This window comes from Nostoc sp. UIC 10607 (assembly GCF_047228265.1).
Classification (GTDB): Bacteria; Cyanobacteriota; Cyanobacteriia; order Cyanobacteriales; family Nostocaceae; genus Nostoc; species Nostoc foliaceum_A.
This window is the reverse complement of record NZ_JBIQNW010000028.1, coordinates 30219-46029: the sequence shown is the minus strand read 5'-3', so window position 1 is coordinate 46029 and position 15811 is coordinate 30219. Positions and strand designations below refer to the sequence as shown.

The 15811-nt window shown below is 42.6% G+C and carries 14 protein-coding genes; 7 read left to right on the top strand and 7 right to left on the bottom strand.

What is annotated here, in order from left to right; genetic code table 11:
• Positions 1–49: 49 nt before the first annotated feature.
• The 7 genes from dndE (at position 50) to ACEYW6_RS21590 (ending at position 5732) form a co-directional block, all read left to right on the top strand.
• Positions 50–436, top strand: coding sequence for a DNA sulfur modification protein DndE (gene dndE, locus ACEYW6_RS21620; RefSeq protein WP_190728434.1), 387 nt, complete (start codon positions 50–52; stop codon positions 434–436).
• Between the two features lie 51 nt (positions 437–487).
• Positions 488–1945, top strand: coding sequence for a DNA phosphorothioation-associated putative methyltransferase (locus tag ACEYW6_RS21615; RefSeq protein WP_412981360.1), 1458 nt, complete (start codon positions 488–490; stop codon positions 1943–1945).
• 246 nt (positions 1946–2191) lie between these two features.
• Complete coding sequence (locus tag ACEYW6_RS21610) at positions 2192–3484, top strand: AmpG family muropeptide MFS transporter (RefSeq protein ID WP_412981359.1); 1293 nt, start codon at positions 2192–2194, stop codon at positions 3482–3484.
• Positions 3469–3876, top strand: coding sequence for an ABC transporter permease (locus ACEYW6_RS21605; RefSeq protein ID WP_412981358.1), 408 nt, complete (start codon positions 3469–3471; stop codon positions 3874–3876). The genes ACEYW6_RS21610 and ACEYW6_RS21605 overlap by 16 nt, the downstream gene beginning before the upstream one ends.
• Before the next feature lie 189 nt (positions 3877–4065).
• Positions 4066–4257 (top strand): hypothetical protein, encoded by a 192-nt coding sequence (locus ACEYW6_RS21600; protein WP_190896454.1) that lies wholly within the window; start codon positions 4066–4068, stop codon positions 4255–4257.
• Between the two features lie 17 nt (positions 4258–4274).
• Entirely contained in the window at positions 4275–4799 is a 525-nt protein-coding gene (locus tag ACEYW6_RS21595) for a GNAT family N-acetyltransferase (RefSeq protein ID WP_412981357.1), read from the top strand.
• A 174-nt stretch (positions 4800–4973) separates the two neighbouring features.
• Entirely contained in the window at positions 4974–5732 is a 759-nt protein-coding gene (locus tag ACEYW6_RS21590; RefSeq protein ID WP_190896456.1) for a HEAT repeat domain-containing protein, read from the top strand.
• Positions 5733–5775: 43 nt separating this feature from the next.
• Here the strand turns inward: ACEYW6_RS21590 and ACEYW6_RS21585 are convergent, their stop codons facing one another.
• From ACEYW6_RS21585 to ACEYW6_RS21555, 7 genes are all read right to left on the bottom strand, one after another.
• Positions 5776–6183 carry a phosphomannose isomerase type II C-terminal cupin domain gene (locus tag ACEYW6_RS21585; RefSeq protein ID WP_190896458.1) on the bottom strand — a complete coding sequence of 136 codons (408 nt, stop codon included), beginning with the start codon at positions 6181–6183 and terminating at the stop codon, positions 5776–5778.
• A 163-nt stretch (positions 6184–6346) separates the two neighbouring features.
• Positions 6347–7690: a PQQ-dependent sugar dehydrogenase gene (locus tag ACEYW6_RS21580; protein ID WP_412981356.1), complete on the bottom strand. Its 1344-nt coding sequence runs from the start codon at positions 7688–7690 to the stop codon at positions 6347–6349.
• 340 nt (positions 7691–8030) lie between these two features.
• Complete coding sequence (locus ACEYW6_RS21575) at positions 8031–9242, bottom strand: EAL domain-containing protein (RefSeq protein ID WP_412981355.1); 1212 nt, start codon at positions 9240–9242, stop codon at positions 8031–8033.
• Positions 9243–9328: 86 nt separating this feature from the next.
• Positions 9329–9817: a hypothetical protein gene (locus ACEYW6_RS21570; RefSeq protein ID WP_412981354.1), complete on the bottom strand. Its 489-nt coding sequence runs from the start codon at positions 9815–9817 to the stop codon at positions 9329–9331.
• Positions 9818–10606: 789 nt separating this feature from the next.
• Positions 10607–13384, bottom strand: a complete 2778-nt coding sequence (locus tag ACEYW6_RS21565) for a family 10 glycosylhydrolase (RefSeq protein WP_412981353.1) — start codon at positions 13382–13384, stop codon at positions 10607–10609.
• Positions 13385–13481: 97 nt separating this feature from the next.
• Positions 13482–14822 (bottom strand): TIGR03279 family radical SAM protein, encoded by a 1341-nt coding sequence (locus ACEYW6_RS21560; protein ID WP_412981352.1) that lies wholly within the window; start codon positions 14820–14822, stop codon positions 13482–13484.
• An 86-nt stretch (positions 14823–14908) separates the two neighbouring features.
• The gene (locus ACEYW6_RS21555; protein WP_412981351.1) at positions 14909–15733 is read right to left on the bottom strand and encodes an undecaprenyl-diphosphate phosphatase; all 825 of its coding nucleotides are present in this window, start codon (positions 15731–15733) and stop codon (positions 14909–14911) included.
• Positions 15734–15811: the final 78 nt, after the last annotated feature.

The window sequence follows — 15811 nt, the reverse complement described above, 5'->3', positions numbered from 1 at the left end:
AGCGTAGCGTTAGCGAGTATTCGAGCGTCATTACGAATTACGAATTATTATGGAATCCCCAATCGAAAGAATTAAACTTTCCCAAACAGCTAAAGACCAACTTACCAAACTTAAGCGCAGCACCAAAATCGACCAATGGAATATCCTATGTCGTTGGGCGTTTTGTCGTTCCCTCGCAGAAGCAACCGCACCCTCCCCCGTCCCAATTCCCCAAGATAGCAATGTCGAAATGAGTTGGCGCGTCTTTGGCGGCGAAATGTCCGATATTCTCCTCCTCGCCCTCAAGCAACGCTGTCATAATGACGGCTATGCCACCGACAAAGAAACCCTCGCTACCCAATTCCGCTTACATTTGCATCGTGGTATTGGCTACTTAGCAGGCGATCCAAATATCAAGAAAATTGAAGATTTAATTGAACTGGCTGTTAAAAATTGAAAGGATATTAGTTGATTGTTAACTGTTGACTGTTAACTGACACCTAATATTATGCCTGAAGCGCTAGAAATCGAGCGTCATAAAGCTGCGATCGCTCGCACTGACATATCTCGCCCCGTGCGATTGGCAATAGAATCGGCAATTCTGAATCCAGACACCACTTTTTTTGACTACGGTTGCGGCTATGGTGGTGATGTCCAGCGAGTAAAAAACTTAGGCTACACCAGTGCAGGCTGGGACCCTTACTACTATCCAGATGTACCACGCACTCCCGCCGATGTGGTCAACTTGGGTTATGTCCTCAACGTCATTGAAGACTCAGAGGAACGCCGTCAAAGCCTAATCCAAGCTTGGGAACTCACCGGGAAAGTTTTAATTGTCGCAGCTCAAATCCTGATTAACGCTCCCAGTAAAACCCAACTTGCTTACAATGATGGCATTGTGACGCGCCGCAATACTTTTCAGAAATATTACGAACAAGAAGAACTCAAAACTTATATTGATGAAGTCCTAAATGTAGATGCAGTACCGATCGCACTAGGTGTTTACTTTGTTTTTCGAGATGAAGCTGAAAAAGAAAGTTACAAAGCTATCCGCTTCTTTTCTGCGACTTCTACACCGCGAGTCCGTATCCCCACCAAGCGGTTTGAAGACTATCAAGAACAGCTGCGACCATTAATGGCTTTTTTTACCAAGCGCGGTAGACTACCCGTGAAAGGCGAATTGGAAAATGAACAGGAATTACTGAGCGAATTTGGTAACTTTCGCCGCGCCTTTGGTGTAGTTTTGCAAGCTACTGATGAGGCTGAATGGGATGCGATCGCTTACCGTCGTTCTCTGGATATCCAAGTTTATCTCGCCCTGACTCACTTTGATAAACGCCCTGCATGGCAAAAGCTAGCGCCAGAAATGCGCCACGATATCAAAGCCTTTTTTAGTAGCTACGAGGAAGCTTGTCAAGTAGCCGACCAAAAGCTTTTCAGCTTAGGTAAATCTGGGGTGATTCAAACTGCTTGCGAAAAAAGCAAAATTGGTAAACACACGCGCGGTGCCCTTTACGTCCATGTTTCGGCACTTGCAGCACTTGATCCCGTGCTACGAATCTGTGAAGGTTGCGCTAGCCGTACCATTGGGCGTGTCGATGAAGCCACATTAATCAAATATCACACTGATAAGCCGCAAATATCTTATCTGTCTTACCCCGAATTCGACACAGATCCCCACCCGGCGTTAAAAGCCAGCATAGGTATTGATTTAAAAACCCTATTCGTCACTCACCGAGACTACGAAACTAGGGCAAATCCGCCGATTTTGCACCGTAAAGAAACATTTGTTGCCAGCAACTACCCTGGTTACGAAGAATTTGCTAAACTCACTCAACAAGAACAAGAATTAGGATTGCTCAAGGACAAAAGCGCCATCGGTACGCGTGAAGGTTGGGAAAAATGCCTCGCCGCACACAGAGTAGAAATCAGGGGGCATCAAGTTTATACAATTCAAGAAAGTTAAGAAAACGCTGACGCTATAAGGTTATCCTGAATTTGTATTTAACCCAAGTAAATCTTGGTAGTTTGTCATGTTTGCGGAAAATCACACAGCAGCTATGGTAAGTTTCGATCCTTGATAGGGATTACTTTGGAACTGCTGCCACTCGGATAATCCAAACCCTTATAGGTACTAATTACATGATATACTTTTGCATTTCCTCGCCGTATTTTATTGATATTTCCTCAAAAGAGGCAAAAAGTTGAAAATATGAGGAAAATTAAATCCCTACTAGAAGTTTTCGGTAGTCGCAAGATGGCGGCTTTATTATTTTTAGGTTTTTCATCGGGTTTACCGTTATTGTTAATCGGTAATACCTTAAAGGCTTGGATGACCGTAGAGAAGGTAGATTTAGCCGCTATTGGTTGGTTTAGCCTCGCTAGTTTACCTTATTCATTGAAGTTTCTGTGGTCGCCGTTGCTGGACAGGTTCACCCTACCAATTTTGGGACGACGAAGGGGTTGGTTAATTTTGACTCAGATTGCTTTGATCATAGCGATCGCAGTCATGGGTTTTCAACAACCTAAACAAGCATTACAGTTGCTAGCCATCAATGCTATAGTTATTGCTTTTATCAGTGCGACTCAAGATATCGCCGTTGATGCTTACCGCACCGACGTTTTAGAAAAACTAGAAATGGGGGCTGGTGCAGCCGTTTTTATCTTAGGTTATCGAATTGCCTTGTTAGTCGCAGGTGCTTTAGCCTTGATACTTGCTGACAATCTACCTTGGTCATCGGTTTACTTGTTTATGGCAGGGACGATGGTAATTGGTATTCTTGCCACCTTGCTCGCACCGGAACCCAAGGAAATTAGCCCTCCAGCTTCTCTAAGTGATGCTGTAATCTTGCCTTTTAAGGAATTTTTTCAGCGTCAGAGCATCATCCAAGGTATTCTAATGCTTGCATTCATTACCTTATATAAGCTAGGTGATGCTTTGTTGAGCAATATGACCACGCCTTTTTTGCTGCAAACGGGTTTTACCAAAACCGATATTGGGGCAATTCAAGTAGGGATGGGATTAATTGCTACGATTGTCGGCGCTTTAGCCGGTGGATCAATTTTGAGTGCTATTGGCATCAATCGATCACTTTGGGTTTTTGGTATTCTACAAGCAGTAAGTAATTTAGCTTACTTTTTCCTAGCATACATCGGTAAAAACTACCAAGCTATGGTACTTGCCATCAATATAGAACAATTTTGTGGTGGATTGGGGACAGCAGCCTTTGTTGCCTTTTTGATGAGTCTTTGTAACCAGCGGTTTTCCGCAACTCAATATGCTTTGTTATCCAGCTTGATGGCTGTCAGCCGCGATATTCTAGCGGCCCCTGGAGGCGCGATCGCCCAAATTACGGGTTGGCCTATATTTTTCTTAATTACCATCGCCGCCGCTGTCCCAGGACTACTCCTATTACCAGTATTTGCCCCCTGGAACCCTCAGCCAGTGGCAGTATCCAGACCAGGACTTGAGGACGAAGAAGAGGATATATGGGGAATCAAGTAGTTATTGCTGTCGGCACATTCATCCTCTTACTCACCGGTTTATTACTTGGCTATGTTCTCTCACAGTTAGTTTTGGGATTTCTAGCATTTAACCTCCTAACTTTTTTCGGAACACTCAGCCTAATTTTAATTTTTGGTACACTTTATTACGTTTTATTTTGGCAGTTGCGAAGAGATCAGTCCCGCCCATCAACTATAAATCAAGGGATATCAAACCAAGTAGATGATGGTGTATCTGATAGCTATCTCAAAAACAGGCTAATCGCTAAGTTATCCGGTGACACTGCTGCTGCTGAACGGTTAATTGAACAGGCAAAGGAGACTTATCCTGGGATGCCGGAGAATTGGTATTGTGAGAGAGTGCTCGATGACTTGGAGCGCGATCGCCAATAGCCCTTAAGCAGGGGGAGTGGAAAGATGAGGGGACAAGGGGAATAAACCATGCCCAATACCCAATGCCCCATTCCCAATTCCCAATTTTCAATTTCCGTGTGCAGAAAATCGCTAAAATAAATCAAGAATACTTCACAAATCTTCAGCTAGGCTCTCATAAAATTTCCTAGCTCTCCCTGCAATTAAAATATGGCTATTTTTCGTCAGTATATCGCCCCCTTGCTTGTAGTTTTGGTATTTGTCTTTGCCCTAGTGGCAGTCAGCGCCCGCATATTTTTACCCTCTGATATGGCAGCACCCGCACCAATAGAAGAGGTGGGGGTAAGTTCTCAACCCACTCCTGCTAATTTGCCACCAGCAGCACAAAACTCAGCTAGCTAAGTTAATAAACGTTAGAAGTGTCTGAGCAACTACTACCGGGGTATATTATTCGCCGTGGTTCCACATTGGATCGGGCGCTGCTGCTTAAGTTCATGCAGCGAACTTACGAGGATCTTTTTCCCAATGAGGATTTTTCTCACCTAGAACAAACAGTTAAACAATACTTTTCCAGCGATACACCCTTGTGGTGGGTCGATTTTTTGGGTAAGGGGGATCAGGGAGAAAATTTTACCTTATCCCCCTTGTCTTCCTCATCTCCTCATTCCCCCATCGCCTGCCTTTGGGTGGGCAATGCCATAGATCAAGTGCATGGTAACCGTCATGCCCACATCTTTATCCTCTACGTTTTGCCAGAACATCGGCGGCGTGGTATTGGTACAGCCTTGATGCAATATGTAGAAAATTGGGCTATTCAAAGAGGCGATCGCCAGATTGGACTACAAGTTTTTCAATCAAACAAACCCGCATTAAATCTTTACAATCAGTTGGGTTATCAAACCCAATCCCTGTGGATGGTAAAATTCCTGAGTGCAGAAAAATAAACTATTAAGATAGCAGTAACATACTTTAGCGTCTGAGTTATTGCGATTCTCGTTTGGATAAAACTCAACGAGGGGAAAGGAAAGTGTATAATTACGCAACTAATACTTATAAAGCTTTAACTTATTGGCGCGGGGGATTATGTGTTAATCCCGAAAAGGGATTGAAATGAAATTATGTATGACGAAGACGATCTAAGCCTACTCGATATTGAGGAGGAGCTAGAAAGCCCCCTAGATAAAATAGAGCCACTAACTGCCGAATCAGTTGTGGCAAAGCCAGATCCAGAAGTGATGCTAGCCCTCCTGGAAAATCCCCAGCCCCAGCAACGCATGTTAGCAGCGCGTGCTTTTTGTGATATAGAAGATGCGCGTGCTGTCCCCCATCTGATTCGCCTGTTAAGTGATACCTGTCCCTTAGTCCGGGTGAGTGCAGCATATGGCCTCGGACGCAATCCTAGTTCAGAGGCAGTAAGTCCATTAATTGCTCAACTAAACAGTGATTGGAATGGCTATGTGCGTAAAGGCGTTGTTTGGGCTTTAGGAAACTGTCGCGATCGCCGTTCTTTACCGCCCCTAGCAGATGCCCTAAGAACTGACATTTCCGCAGTGCGTTTGTGGGCTGCTAGCGCCTTGGCACAGATGGCAGAGGTGGGTTATGAAGCAGTTATCGGGGCAATACCGCCATTAATTGAAGCCTTAGTCAAAGATCCAGTGGCAGCAGTGCGGAGCAACAGTGCTTGGGCAATTGGTCAGCTGTGCCGCGAATTGCCTTCTAATGTAGTTTATGCCACAGCGATCGATGCCCTAATTCAAGCCTTTGCTGAAGACCAAGATTTAGGAGTCCGGGAAGATGCTAAAGCCTCACTGTTAGGAGTAGGTGATCCCCGTGGTTTACAGCTGATTGAAACCCTGGAACAAGAAGGGTGGTTTTGATTTGGACATTGGGAATAGTTATTCTCCTTGTCCCCTCTAGCCTTTACTGACCCTCAGTTACAGGTTTCACCAAATTTAAGTCATAAGGACGCTCAGTATCATCTTCGCCCAAATATTCACCATTTTGAATTTCCAGAATAACTAGCGGAATATGTCCTGGATTTTCTACCTTATGTAGTGTTGCTGCGGGGACATAAGTTGATTCGTTTCGATTCAGTAATATTTCCGCATCACCACATGTCACCTTTGCTACACCTGAGACTACAACCCAATGTTCATTACGATGATAATGGATTTGCGGTTTAATACCATGCCTGGGCTTGATTTCAACACGACTAATTCTATAGGTTTCTCCCTCTTCGATCACTTCCACTTCACCCCAATATCGTGTACCTGAATGTGGAGGCAATTCGTTGATATTCGACTGAGTATTATTTTCATTCTGAGCCATAACTAATTTCTCAACCAGATGATTATCAGTATTTTTAAGTAATCTAGCGTAAACACCATAAACCTGAGGATGGAAATGGTAGCAATATCTCTATTGATGACAAGTGCTCTAACTTGACCCCTGGTAGTGGATTCCATCCCTGAATTTCTGAATTATGAATTATTCACTCCCCCGTATACTGAATCCGATAAATCCGATTATTGGCTTCTTCTGTTAGTAGTAAACTACCATCTGGTAACACGAGTAAACCTACAGGTCGTCCCCAGGTGGTTGGTACAGAGGGATTTAGCAAAAATCCTGTGAGAAAGTCTTCGTAATAGCCTTGCGATCGCCCCTTAGCATCGAAGGGAACAAATACAATTTTATAACCAGTGCCGCGATCGCGATTCCAAGAACCACGAAAAGCAGCAAAAGCACCATTCCGGTATTTTTCTGGAAACGTTTTACCATCATAAAATTGCAAACCCAATGCTGCTGAATGCGCCTGGAACAGCACATCTGGCGTTTGGGTACGGGTTACTAAGTCGGGGCGTTTACTTTTGCCATCCGTCTTTTGCCGCGGATCTAGGTTGTTTGGTGTCAGGTAAGCATAAGGCCAACCGTAAAATGCCCCCTGTTTAACGCGTGTCAGATAGTCTGGAACCAACTCATCACCAATTCCATCGCGTTCGTTGACAGTTGTATAAAGTTCCTTAGTTACAGGATGAAAGTCTAAACCAACAGGGTTACGCAAGCCGGAAGCAAAAGTTTGCTGCTGGGAGCCATCTAAATTCATCACCTGTATCGAAGCGCGTGGTAAAGGTTCTTCATCCACATTGGTTCCTGAACCAACTGAAACATATAATTTATTACCATTGGGCGAGACAACGACATTACGCGTCCAATGATTGTTATAACCTTGAGCAGGCAAGTCGGCGATTTTTTTCCCTTTACCTGTAATCTGTTTTTGACCTTGGCTATAGGGAAAACGTACCACAGCATCTGTGTTTCCTAGAAAAAAGGAATTACCTGCAAAAGCCATACCAAAGGGTCTATTGAGTCCGTTGTCCCCAGTAGCAAAGGTTTCTCGAACATCAGCTACGCCGTCGCCGTTGCTGTCACGCAACAGACGAATCCGATTTCGCCCGGTTTCAGTCACTAGTACATCACCACTGGGGGTTAAAGCTAGCCAGCGCGGAGCATCTAAATCTTCGGCAAAGACGTTAACTGTAAAGCCTGGTGGTACACGCAGCAACGGATTTTGCGGGATGGGCACAACCTCAGGTCGTTTGGAAGCGCTTTCTGTTGCGAAGGGTGCTGGTAAATTCTTCAGATTGATTCGGATAGGTGTGGGTGAAAGTGCTTCAGTTCGGACAATATTTTTTGGTTGTGTAGGATTCTGTGTTAGTTGAGCAGAAGGTACAGATGTTTGTGGTATGGGATTATCTGAAGAAGCGCGAGTCTGGTTACAGGCTGCTGCCAAGGTCAGTAAAAAAACTGGCAGCAAGAAACGCGCGAGAACTTTCATGGTGGTAGACACTATACACAATTTTTCTACTCTAGACTTAAGAATTAATAATTGTCGCCAGTCTAAAGTTTGATTTTTATTGGTTAGTCAACCTACCAAGGTACCGGCGACTAAAGACTAATGACCGAAGAAAGGCAGAGGGCAGTTCTTGCTGGAGGCAGGAGGTTATAGAAAATAATTCTTCCCTCTGCTAAGAGGGTTACAGAGCAAGTAAATTTATTTATGAACAAAGGTAAAAAATGTATTTTGAGACGCGTAGCGCAAAAAATACGGTGTCCTTATTAAATCCCTTAAATTTATTTATGGGGATTCCTCCTGCCTTCTGCCTCCTTAACAATATTTACACATATAAGCATTTGTTAGTAAATAAAAATTTTTCAAATTCTGCTGCTGGCAATGGATGACTGAATAGAAAGCCTTGCATAGAATTACAGTTGTGTTGGCGCAAAAAAGACAGTTCTGCTTCTGTCTCTACACCTTCAGCAACTACATCTAAATTCAGATTTTGAGCCATTTGAATTAATGCCTTGGTAATGGCTGACTTCTGCGGATCAGTAGCAACATTGTGGATGAAATAACGGTCTATTTTTAATGTGTTAATTGGTAAATTTTTTAGATAAATTAAAGAAGAGTAGCCCGTTCCAAAATCATCAATCGCAATTTTTACACCCAAAGATTGCAATTTGTTCATAGTAGCGATCGCACTATTTACATCTTGCATAATCATACTCTCAGTGAGTTCTATTTCTAAGTAATGTGGTTCCAAATCATTGGTAGCTATAAAATTGACTATTTTATGAATAAAATCTGGTTGATTAAATTCAATTACTGACAGATTGACAGCAACAATCAAAGATTTAATTCCAGCATTACGCCAGCTTTTAATTTGTTTGCATACACTCTTCAAGACCCATTTACCAATAGGAACAATTAAGCCTGTAGACTCTGCTAACGGAATAAATTCTGTTGGGTAAACCATTCCCACTTCTGGACTTTGCCAGCGCAATAAACTTTCAGCAGCTACTATTTTTCCAGAAGAAATATCGACTATTGGTTGATAATAAATTTCAAACTCTTGGAAATTATGTTGTTTGATAGCACGGTGTAGGCTAATTTCTAACAACTGTTTTTTGGGAGACAAGTTGTTAATTACCGTTTGAGGGGATAAATACCTTTTTAAAGTAGCGTATTTTTCCAACCTGTTCATGATGGCACTTAATAACTCAGCCCGAGTAAATGGCTTAGTTATATAGTCATCGGCACCCATATCCATACCTTGGCGGAAGTCAGATTTGGCAGATTTGGCAGTGAGAAAAATGAAAGGAATTGTTGCCGTCGATGGATCTTGCCTTAATGCTGTTATCACGCCATAGCCATCAATTTCTGGCATCATCATATCACAGAGAATTAAATCGGGAACTTCGGAAATAGCTAAATGTAACCCGATTCTGCCATTAGGCGCAGCAATAGTTTCAAAATCCTCAGCTTCTAGCAAATCTAAAATGTTTTCACGGACTGCTTCTTCATCTTCTATTATTAAAATTTTGGGCATAATTTACCTCAATTTATATTGTATTATTTAACGTCAACATCACAACAAATTTTGGATTAACTCCCAAATTAATTTGGAAAAATATTTTACGTTTGGATATATGTACACTTCTTTAAAATTGCCATTCTTAATCTAATCCCTAGTATATTGCCAACATTCCTGACGCGATAAAAGGATTTCAATACGGGATGGAGATGGCTAGCCCAGAAGCCAAGTCCTTCGAGGATTTTCCGCGCTTGATAGCTCGTGATAGCCACAATATTTTCGCTAATAAATGTATTACCAAAATTTCTGTAACTTTTACAGCTGTAAATTACTGCTGGGTTGGGGGAAAGTAAATATTGCAGATGTTGTTGGCTGACAAGTAGCGTCCACCATATTTCCCAACATGGATGCTCAACTACATTTTGTGGCTGTAGTTCCCCAAAACCGAGTGCTGTTTGGTTAACTTTTAGCACGATCCCCTCTGTTATCAGCAACCCGGTAAACTGGAAGGTGCCGTTGAAGATGGCGCGAAATCGTCTTTCACTCTCACGCAATGATACTTCTGCTTGTACAGGGGAAGTACTATTCACAGAAACTCCAATGAGGCAAGCCAGTTTGTCGTGTCTGTCAGTACTATAGCGCGTGCTAGTAACCATTTGTACTTGGGTAATTGTCTGTTAAAGAGAATCTGATGTGCTACTTCAAAGGCAATAAAACTAGCGTTCCCTCTAGTTTTATGTGTTTTTTGTGCTATTGCTTGACAAATACTTTCAGAGTTGACAAAACCAAAAATTTGATCTTGGTTATCTACGAAATGGCAGTAAATCTAACTGCTAGTGTACCAGTGATAGCATTGAGGCTGTGTTTAAAACTTATACATTGAATATGTCATGAGCAAGATATGCATAACTTCATAAATATTGGCTGTTTTCAAGTCAGTGAATGAAGCTAGAAGCCTTACCATATAATGCTTGGTGAAGTACTCTAATACCTGTAAACATAAAGAAAACAAGACACTTTTAAACCGTGCTGCCATCAGTGTGATCGCATCTAATAGTAGTGTTTTCGGCACAACCATCCGCGGCTAACAGTCAATTGTTTACCCTAGGCTTTATAACCTTAGAAGTTGAGGTAAGGCTTGCATGGATTTTTCCGATAGCTATTATTAAAAATATAGTTATCTAAAACTCCTTACTTAAGTATTTTCTAATATTTTGACGCCAAACAAGTAGTAATATTTGGCATGTAAATACAGCACAAACTGTGTTAAGAATTACAAACTAGCTTATATCCAGCTAGTTGAGGGCATGAGGAATTTTTATTTTTCTTCTACTCCTATGCCTCTCTGCTCCTCTACTCCTCTACTCCTTGCTTCTTCACTAAGGACGTAACTGCACCCGCCGTTCGCCGTAACGTAATAGCCTTTCTATAGTTACAAGCCGATTTTCCCAAACTTTGACTTGATAGGAATTTGACTTAAGCTCTTGGCTCATCAATACCCGAAATTGAGACTGGAACCGAGTTAGAGAGGCTTTTGCCACTAGTAACTTACTAGGAGAAGGAGAAGCAGCAAGCTGATTTAAAGCACTGCGTAAAACTTCTGCCTGGTTGTTAAAATCTGATATTTTCTGAGCAGGTCTTTGTAGTTGGTCATTTTGGAAAACAAATTTCCATTCCCGTTGCAGCGCGGTGTAACGGATAGCGGCAGTTTGAAAAGGCTGGCGGTGAGGAATAGGTTCACTTTTAGTGGATGTTGTGGATTGAACCCTACCTTGGGTGCTAATAAAGAGTTTTTGTAGCTCGTTGTTAAAATTCTCTGCGGCAAAGAGAGCATAACCACTAACGGGCAAGTCTCTTACCAACTGGAGTTGATCGAATGTTCCAACAGTTGGCAAAGAAAGTAAGCGAATTCCCGGCACTAACAATGTAGCTCCCAATTGTTTAGAGGCGATCCAAGGTTGGGCTAGACGTTGGAAGCGGGAAGTATCCAGAGCATAAGTCATGGGAACAATTAAATCTACATCCCCCCGCCTTGCCCAAGTTTCCCAGTTTTGTTGAATTTTCTGAATTCGCTCTAGTTCCGGTAAAGGAAATACTGCAACCGACAAAATCAAATTCGGTCGTTTTTGTCGCAACTGCTGTGATACTTGGGCGACAAAGCTATCAACTTGCTCGGTGCGAAATGTCGTCCACTTTTGCCACAGTTCTGGTTGACTGGGAGAAATATTTATCGGATCTACACCAGTAAGTTGCTGAAACTGTGCTCTTGCAGCTTTGCCATAGCCGTAGATTCGGCCTGCTGATGGATCTTGAAAGGGGTAGCGAATGTAGTCTAGCTGTAGACCATCCACGTCATAGCGAGTAACGATTTCTTCGTATAGCTTGAGTAAGTACTGCCGCACTTCGGGGTTGGCTGGGTCAAAGAATGGCTTGCTCTGACCAACGGGAATCATATTGCCAAGGTTATCGTAGTTTGCCCAATCGGGATGAGCCGCCAGTACTGGCCCTGGATAATCAGGATTAACGTTGATAATCTGATTGTGGCGTTGGTTACCAGCAGCAAAAGTCCAAACCCAAGCGTGTAATTCCATGTCGCGCTCATGGGCTAATTTCACTGCATCTTCCAGTGCGTCCCACCCACGAATTAATGGGTTTTGCTCTTTTGCTACTTGGCTCGGATAAATGGTATAGCCAGCATTAACAGTTTCAAAGAAGACAGTATTAATCCCAGCTTGGGCTAGGCGATCAAAAATCTGGGCTAGCCCCGCCTTGCTACCAGCACGAACAATCGTCCCTCGATCTAACCAAACTGACCGGATTTCTGGTTGAGCCAGTCTCTGATCAACAGGAAACTGCTGCCACAAAATCGTCTTCGCTACTAACCACTGCTGACGAGCCAGAGCGTAATTTTTTTGTGCAATCAATTGGGGTAAGTTTCTGGAAATTACCCTTACCTGTGCCAAGGCTTGGTCTTTACTGATGGCTAGCCCCCCCAATTTAGTTGAGGCCAATTGCATTGGCTGCTCCTTGACAGATTGGGAGGTGTAGGTGTCCAGATGCCTAGAGGACTGCTTTTCCTCAGATATCCCAACGCCTTCGTTAGCCGCATCTGCTGACACCGCTAGATGAGCGCTTTCCACGCGACCAATCAGATTTTCTAGCTCTTGCTGGAGAGCAATCGCTTGGTTGTTGTCAATCGGCTCATTGGAGTTGGGTGCAACATCTAAACGCACTGCTTGTTCCAACTGGTCAATAGCCTCTTGGGAAATTGGGGGTTTGACTGTAGGAAGTGCTCTTGGTATGGGAGCAGTGGCAGTTTTAAGAGGAGGAGATGAGAAAGATGAACTGCCCCCCTGCTGCCTTGGCGCAGCCGCCACCTTTGTAGAACAGTTTGGCGAACCTCCTGCTATTTTTTTCATGCGATTCGATGGTGCTGGTGCTGTCAAATAGTGATTGATAGCAGCTTTTAACCAGGCATTATCTAACCCAGCTGCTGAAGCTGTATCTGTTCCCCAACGCCAGCCCAAAAAGGTGGAACGCTCAGTTGTGACTACTGCGGCAGGATTATCTTTTGAATTCCACACAGCAGGAGATTGAGTGCCCATATCATTAGGAATCACAACGCCGCCGCGCACTTTGCCAAAGAGTTCAGTTTGATTTGCCCATTCTGGGATCTTGGTTTTTGTGGGTTTAATCTGTTCTGTATCACTGAGGCTAAATCCCCAATAACCTCCCAAGAGCGATCGCAATAACTGGCGCACTCCTGGGGATGACAGACTACCTACAGGGCCGCTGGCAATCAAGCGCCCTCCCTTACTCATCCATTCTTCTAGAGCGATCGCTTGGGTTGGCGTTAATGTCTCGACGTTTGGCAAAAATAATACCCGGCGATCGCCCCAATCTCTCCCACTCTTGACATCAGTTAGAGGAATTACACAATATTTTATTCCTATTGCCTGTAAGCGATCAGTTATCCCTGTCCATTGATTCGCATTTTCTTGGCTATGTACTACGCTCAATACAGGTTCTTCAGTCGCCGCCGTTACTGGCAAAATACGAAAACTATTTAGAATTAAAAAATTAAAACTTAAAATGAAGAATCCGGCTTTTTTTATTTGTGAATTTGCCTTTTTATGAAATTTTTCCTGATTCTTCACTACTGACTCCTCAGTGGATTAGCTATTAAGTATTACTTCTTATTTATCATCCAGCATAACAATAAATTACCTCCGAAAAACAACTGATCTTTGATAACTAAACTTGAGCAAAACTGGAAATGCATGTTTTGATTAAATCTTCAACTCCTGCTACTGGAAAAATTTTTGTATTTAGTCTACCAGACAATTCCTCAATACTCATATCATCTAAAAACACTAATTCGCCATTTTTTAACATGACATTCGGTAGCAAAATGCCATCGCCTAAATCTTGCCCTTCTAAATTTAAAAGCAAATCATGACCAGTTAGTAATCCGGTTACACTGATGGTTTGTCCCCAATAATCACTACATAAAGCCCGCATATTGACTTCTAAACCTTCAACAAAATTTAAGCGTTTCAAAATAGGTTGAAATGCTTTTTCTACGGCGTTGCCTACTATCCAAGTGAACTTTCTCTGAGGATATACTGTTGGCGGTAGTAATTCTGCCGCAACAGTAGCAAATTGCTTGATAAATAATTGAATCGAACCAACTCCATTATCAATTTGGGGATATTCTTCATATTCAGATTCGCTGGGTAATTCCTCACCTGCAATCAAAAACCACTCATCGGCTAACCAAACAACGCTAGAAGCAAATTGTTGGCGAAATTGCCGCGAGAGCATTTGCACTTGTGAAATTACTTCTTTTGCTTTTTCTCTAGTTACGGGTATGAGTTCGTCTTCTGAAGGCCGAAACCGTGTCAAGCCAACTGGCACAACTGCCACGGATGCCACCGCAGGGACTTCACCAGTATGAAAGGACGCTAAATCTTTGAGAGTTTGTTCCAGATGTTTGCCATCATTTATACCAGGACAAACTACTACTTGAGCATGAATCTGTAGTCGTCTTTCTTGAAACCACTTGAGTTGTTGCAAGATTTGCCCCGCACGCGGATTTTTCAGCAGTCTAATTCTTACTTCAGCCTCCGTTGCATGAACAGAAACATACAACGGAGACAAGCGCATTTGCTCAATCCGCTGCCATTCTCTTTCTGGCAAATTGGTGAGGGTAAGATAAGAACCGTACAAAAAGCTTAGACGGTAATCATCATCTTTTAAGTACAAACTGGTGCGCTTACCTGGTGGCTGTTGGTCGATAAAGCAAAATGGACAGCGGTTGTTGCACTGAATTAAGCCATCAAATAGGGCAGTTTCAAATTCTAGCCCTAAGTCTTGGTCGTAATCTTTTTCGATTTCCAGGCTATGAGTTTTACCAGCAGCGTCTAAAACTTCTAATTCCAAAACTTCATCAGCACACAAAAACTGATAGTCAATTAAATCGCGGGGACGTGTACCATTGATAGCAACGATCGCATCACCAGCCTCAAAGCCAATCTCTGCGGCTATTGAGTCTGGAAGAACCTTGGTAATTCGAGCAGGATTAATGGTAGTCATGGGGGATTCGCTAAACAGGGTATGGGGCATCGGGCATTAGTCATTTACTTTGGACTAATGACCAATGACTAATGACTATTATGGAATTATCCTTTCCAACCTGCTGCGATCGCAGCTAAAATCGCACTGCCGAATGCTAATCTATACCAAACAAAAACCAAAGTGTTTTTGGTTTGTAAGTACTTGATCAAGAATGCAATTGATAGGTAGGAAAAAATAAACGTTGAAATAATCCCTACAATTAACAGTCCAACAATGTTATCTGGTAACTGTTGGGCTTGAAATAACTTGAATATTTTCAAACTCTTATACAGCGTAGCAATGGTAAGAGTTGGAAACCCTAACAAAAAGGAGAATTTCGCTGCTGTATCGCGTTCTAATCCTAAAAATAAGGCAGTCGTCAACGTCGATCCAGAACGAGAAACGCCTGGAATTAAAGCAAGAGTTTGTCCTAATCCAACTAAAATACCATCCCGAATTTGCAATGAATTGAAATCTCGCTTGCGAGTGCCAATTTTTTCTGCTAAACCTAGTAAAAGCGCCATAACAATTGACATAATGGCAATAATTAATGCACTCTCTGGAAGAATATCTTTCAAAAGAAAACCGACAATTAAAGCAGGCATTGTTCCTACTAAAATACCTACAAGAATTTTCCATTCTTCACGTTGCCAGTCTTTCTCTTTTAGTGCTTCGATCCCACCTTTGACAATACTATAAATCAGCGACCAAAAATATCCCAGAATTGCTATAACGCTACCAAATTGAATTGCATCAACAAAATCTTTAGAACCTAGCTCTTTCCAACCAAATACCTTTGTCACAATCAGAAGATGTGCAGTGCTGCTAATTGGCAGAAACTCTGTAATACCTTGGACAATACCCAAAATAAAAGCTTGAATAAACTCCATATGTAATTAGTACCTTTTTCTTGTTCTACACATCATTGTTTAGCTGATGATGTTGCTTTATATACTCTCCACTGCACC

Coding starts and splice junctions, on each gene's coding strand:
- dndE (WP_190728434.1), top strand. CDS start 50: ATGGAATCCCCAATCGAAAGAATTAAACTTTCCCAAACAGCTAAAGAC.
- ACEYW6_RS21615 (WP_412981360.1), top strand. CDS start 488: ATGCCTGAAGCGCTAGAAATCGAGCGTCATAAAGCTGCGATCGCTCGC.
- ACEYW6_RS21610 (WP_412981359.1), top strand. CDS start 2,192: ATGAGGAAAATTAAATCCCTACTAGAAGTTTTCGGTAGTCGCAAGATG.
- ACEYW6_RS21605 (WP_412981358.1), top strand. CDS start 3,469: ATGGGGAATCAAGTAGTTATTGCTGTCGGCACATTCATCCTCTTACTC.
- ACEYW6_RS21600 (WP_190896454.1), top strand. CDS start 4,066: ATGGCTATTTTTCGTCAGTATATCGCCCCCTTGCTTGTAGTTTTGGTA.
- ACEYW6_RS21590 (WP_190896456.1), top strand. CDS start 4,974: ATGTATGACGAAGACGATCTAAGCCTACTCGATATTGAGGAGGAGCTA.
- ACEYW6_RS21585 (WP_190896458.1), bottom strand. CDS start 6,183: ATGGCTCAGAATGAAAATAATACTCAGTCGAATATCAACGAATTGCCT.
- ACEYW6_RS21580 (WP_412981356.1), bottom strand. CDS start 7,690: ATGAAAGTTCTCGCGCGTTTCTTGCTGCCAGTTTTTTTACTGACCTTG.
- ACEYW6_RS21575 (WP_412981355.1), bottom strand. CDS start 9,242: ATGCCCAAAATTTTAATAATAGAAGATGAAGAAGCAGTCCGTGAAAAC.
- ACEYW6_RS21560 (WP_412981352.1), bottom strand. CDS start 14,822: ATGACTACCATTAATCCTGCTCGAATTACCAAGGTTCTTCCAGACTCA.
- ACEYW6_RS21555 (WP_412981351.1), bottom strand. CDS start 15,733: ATGGAGTTTATTCAAGCTTTTATTTTGGGTATTGTCCAAGGTATTACA.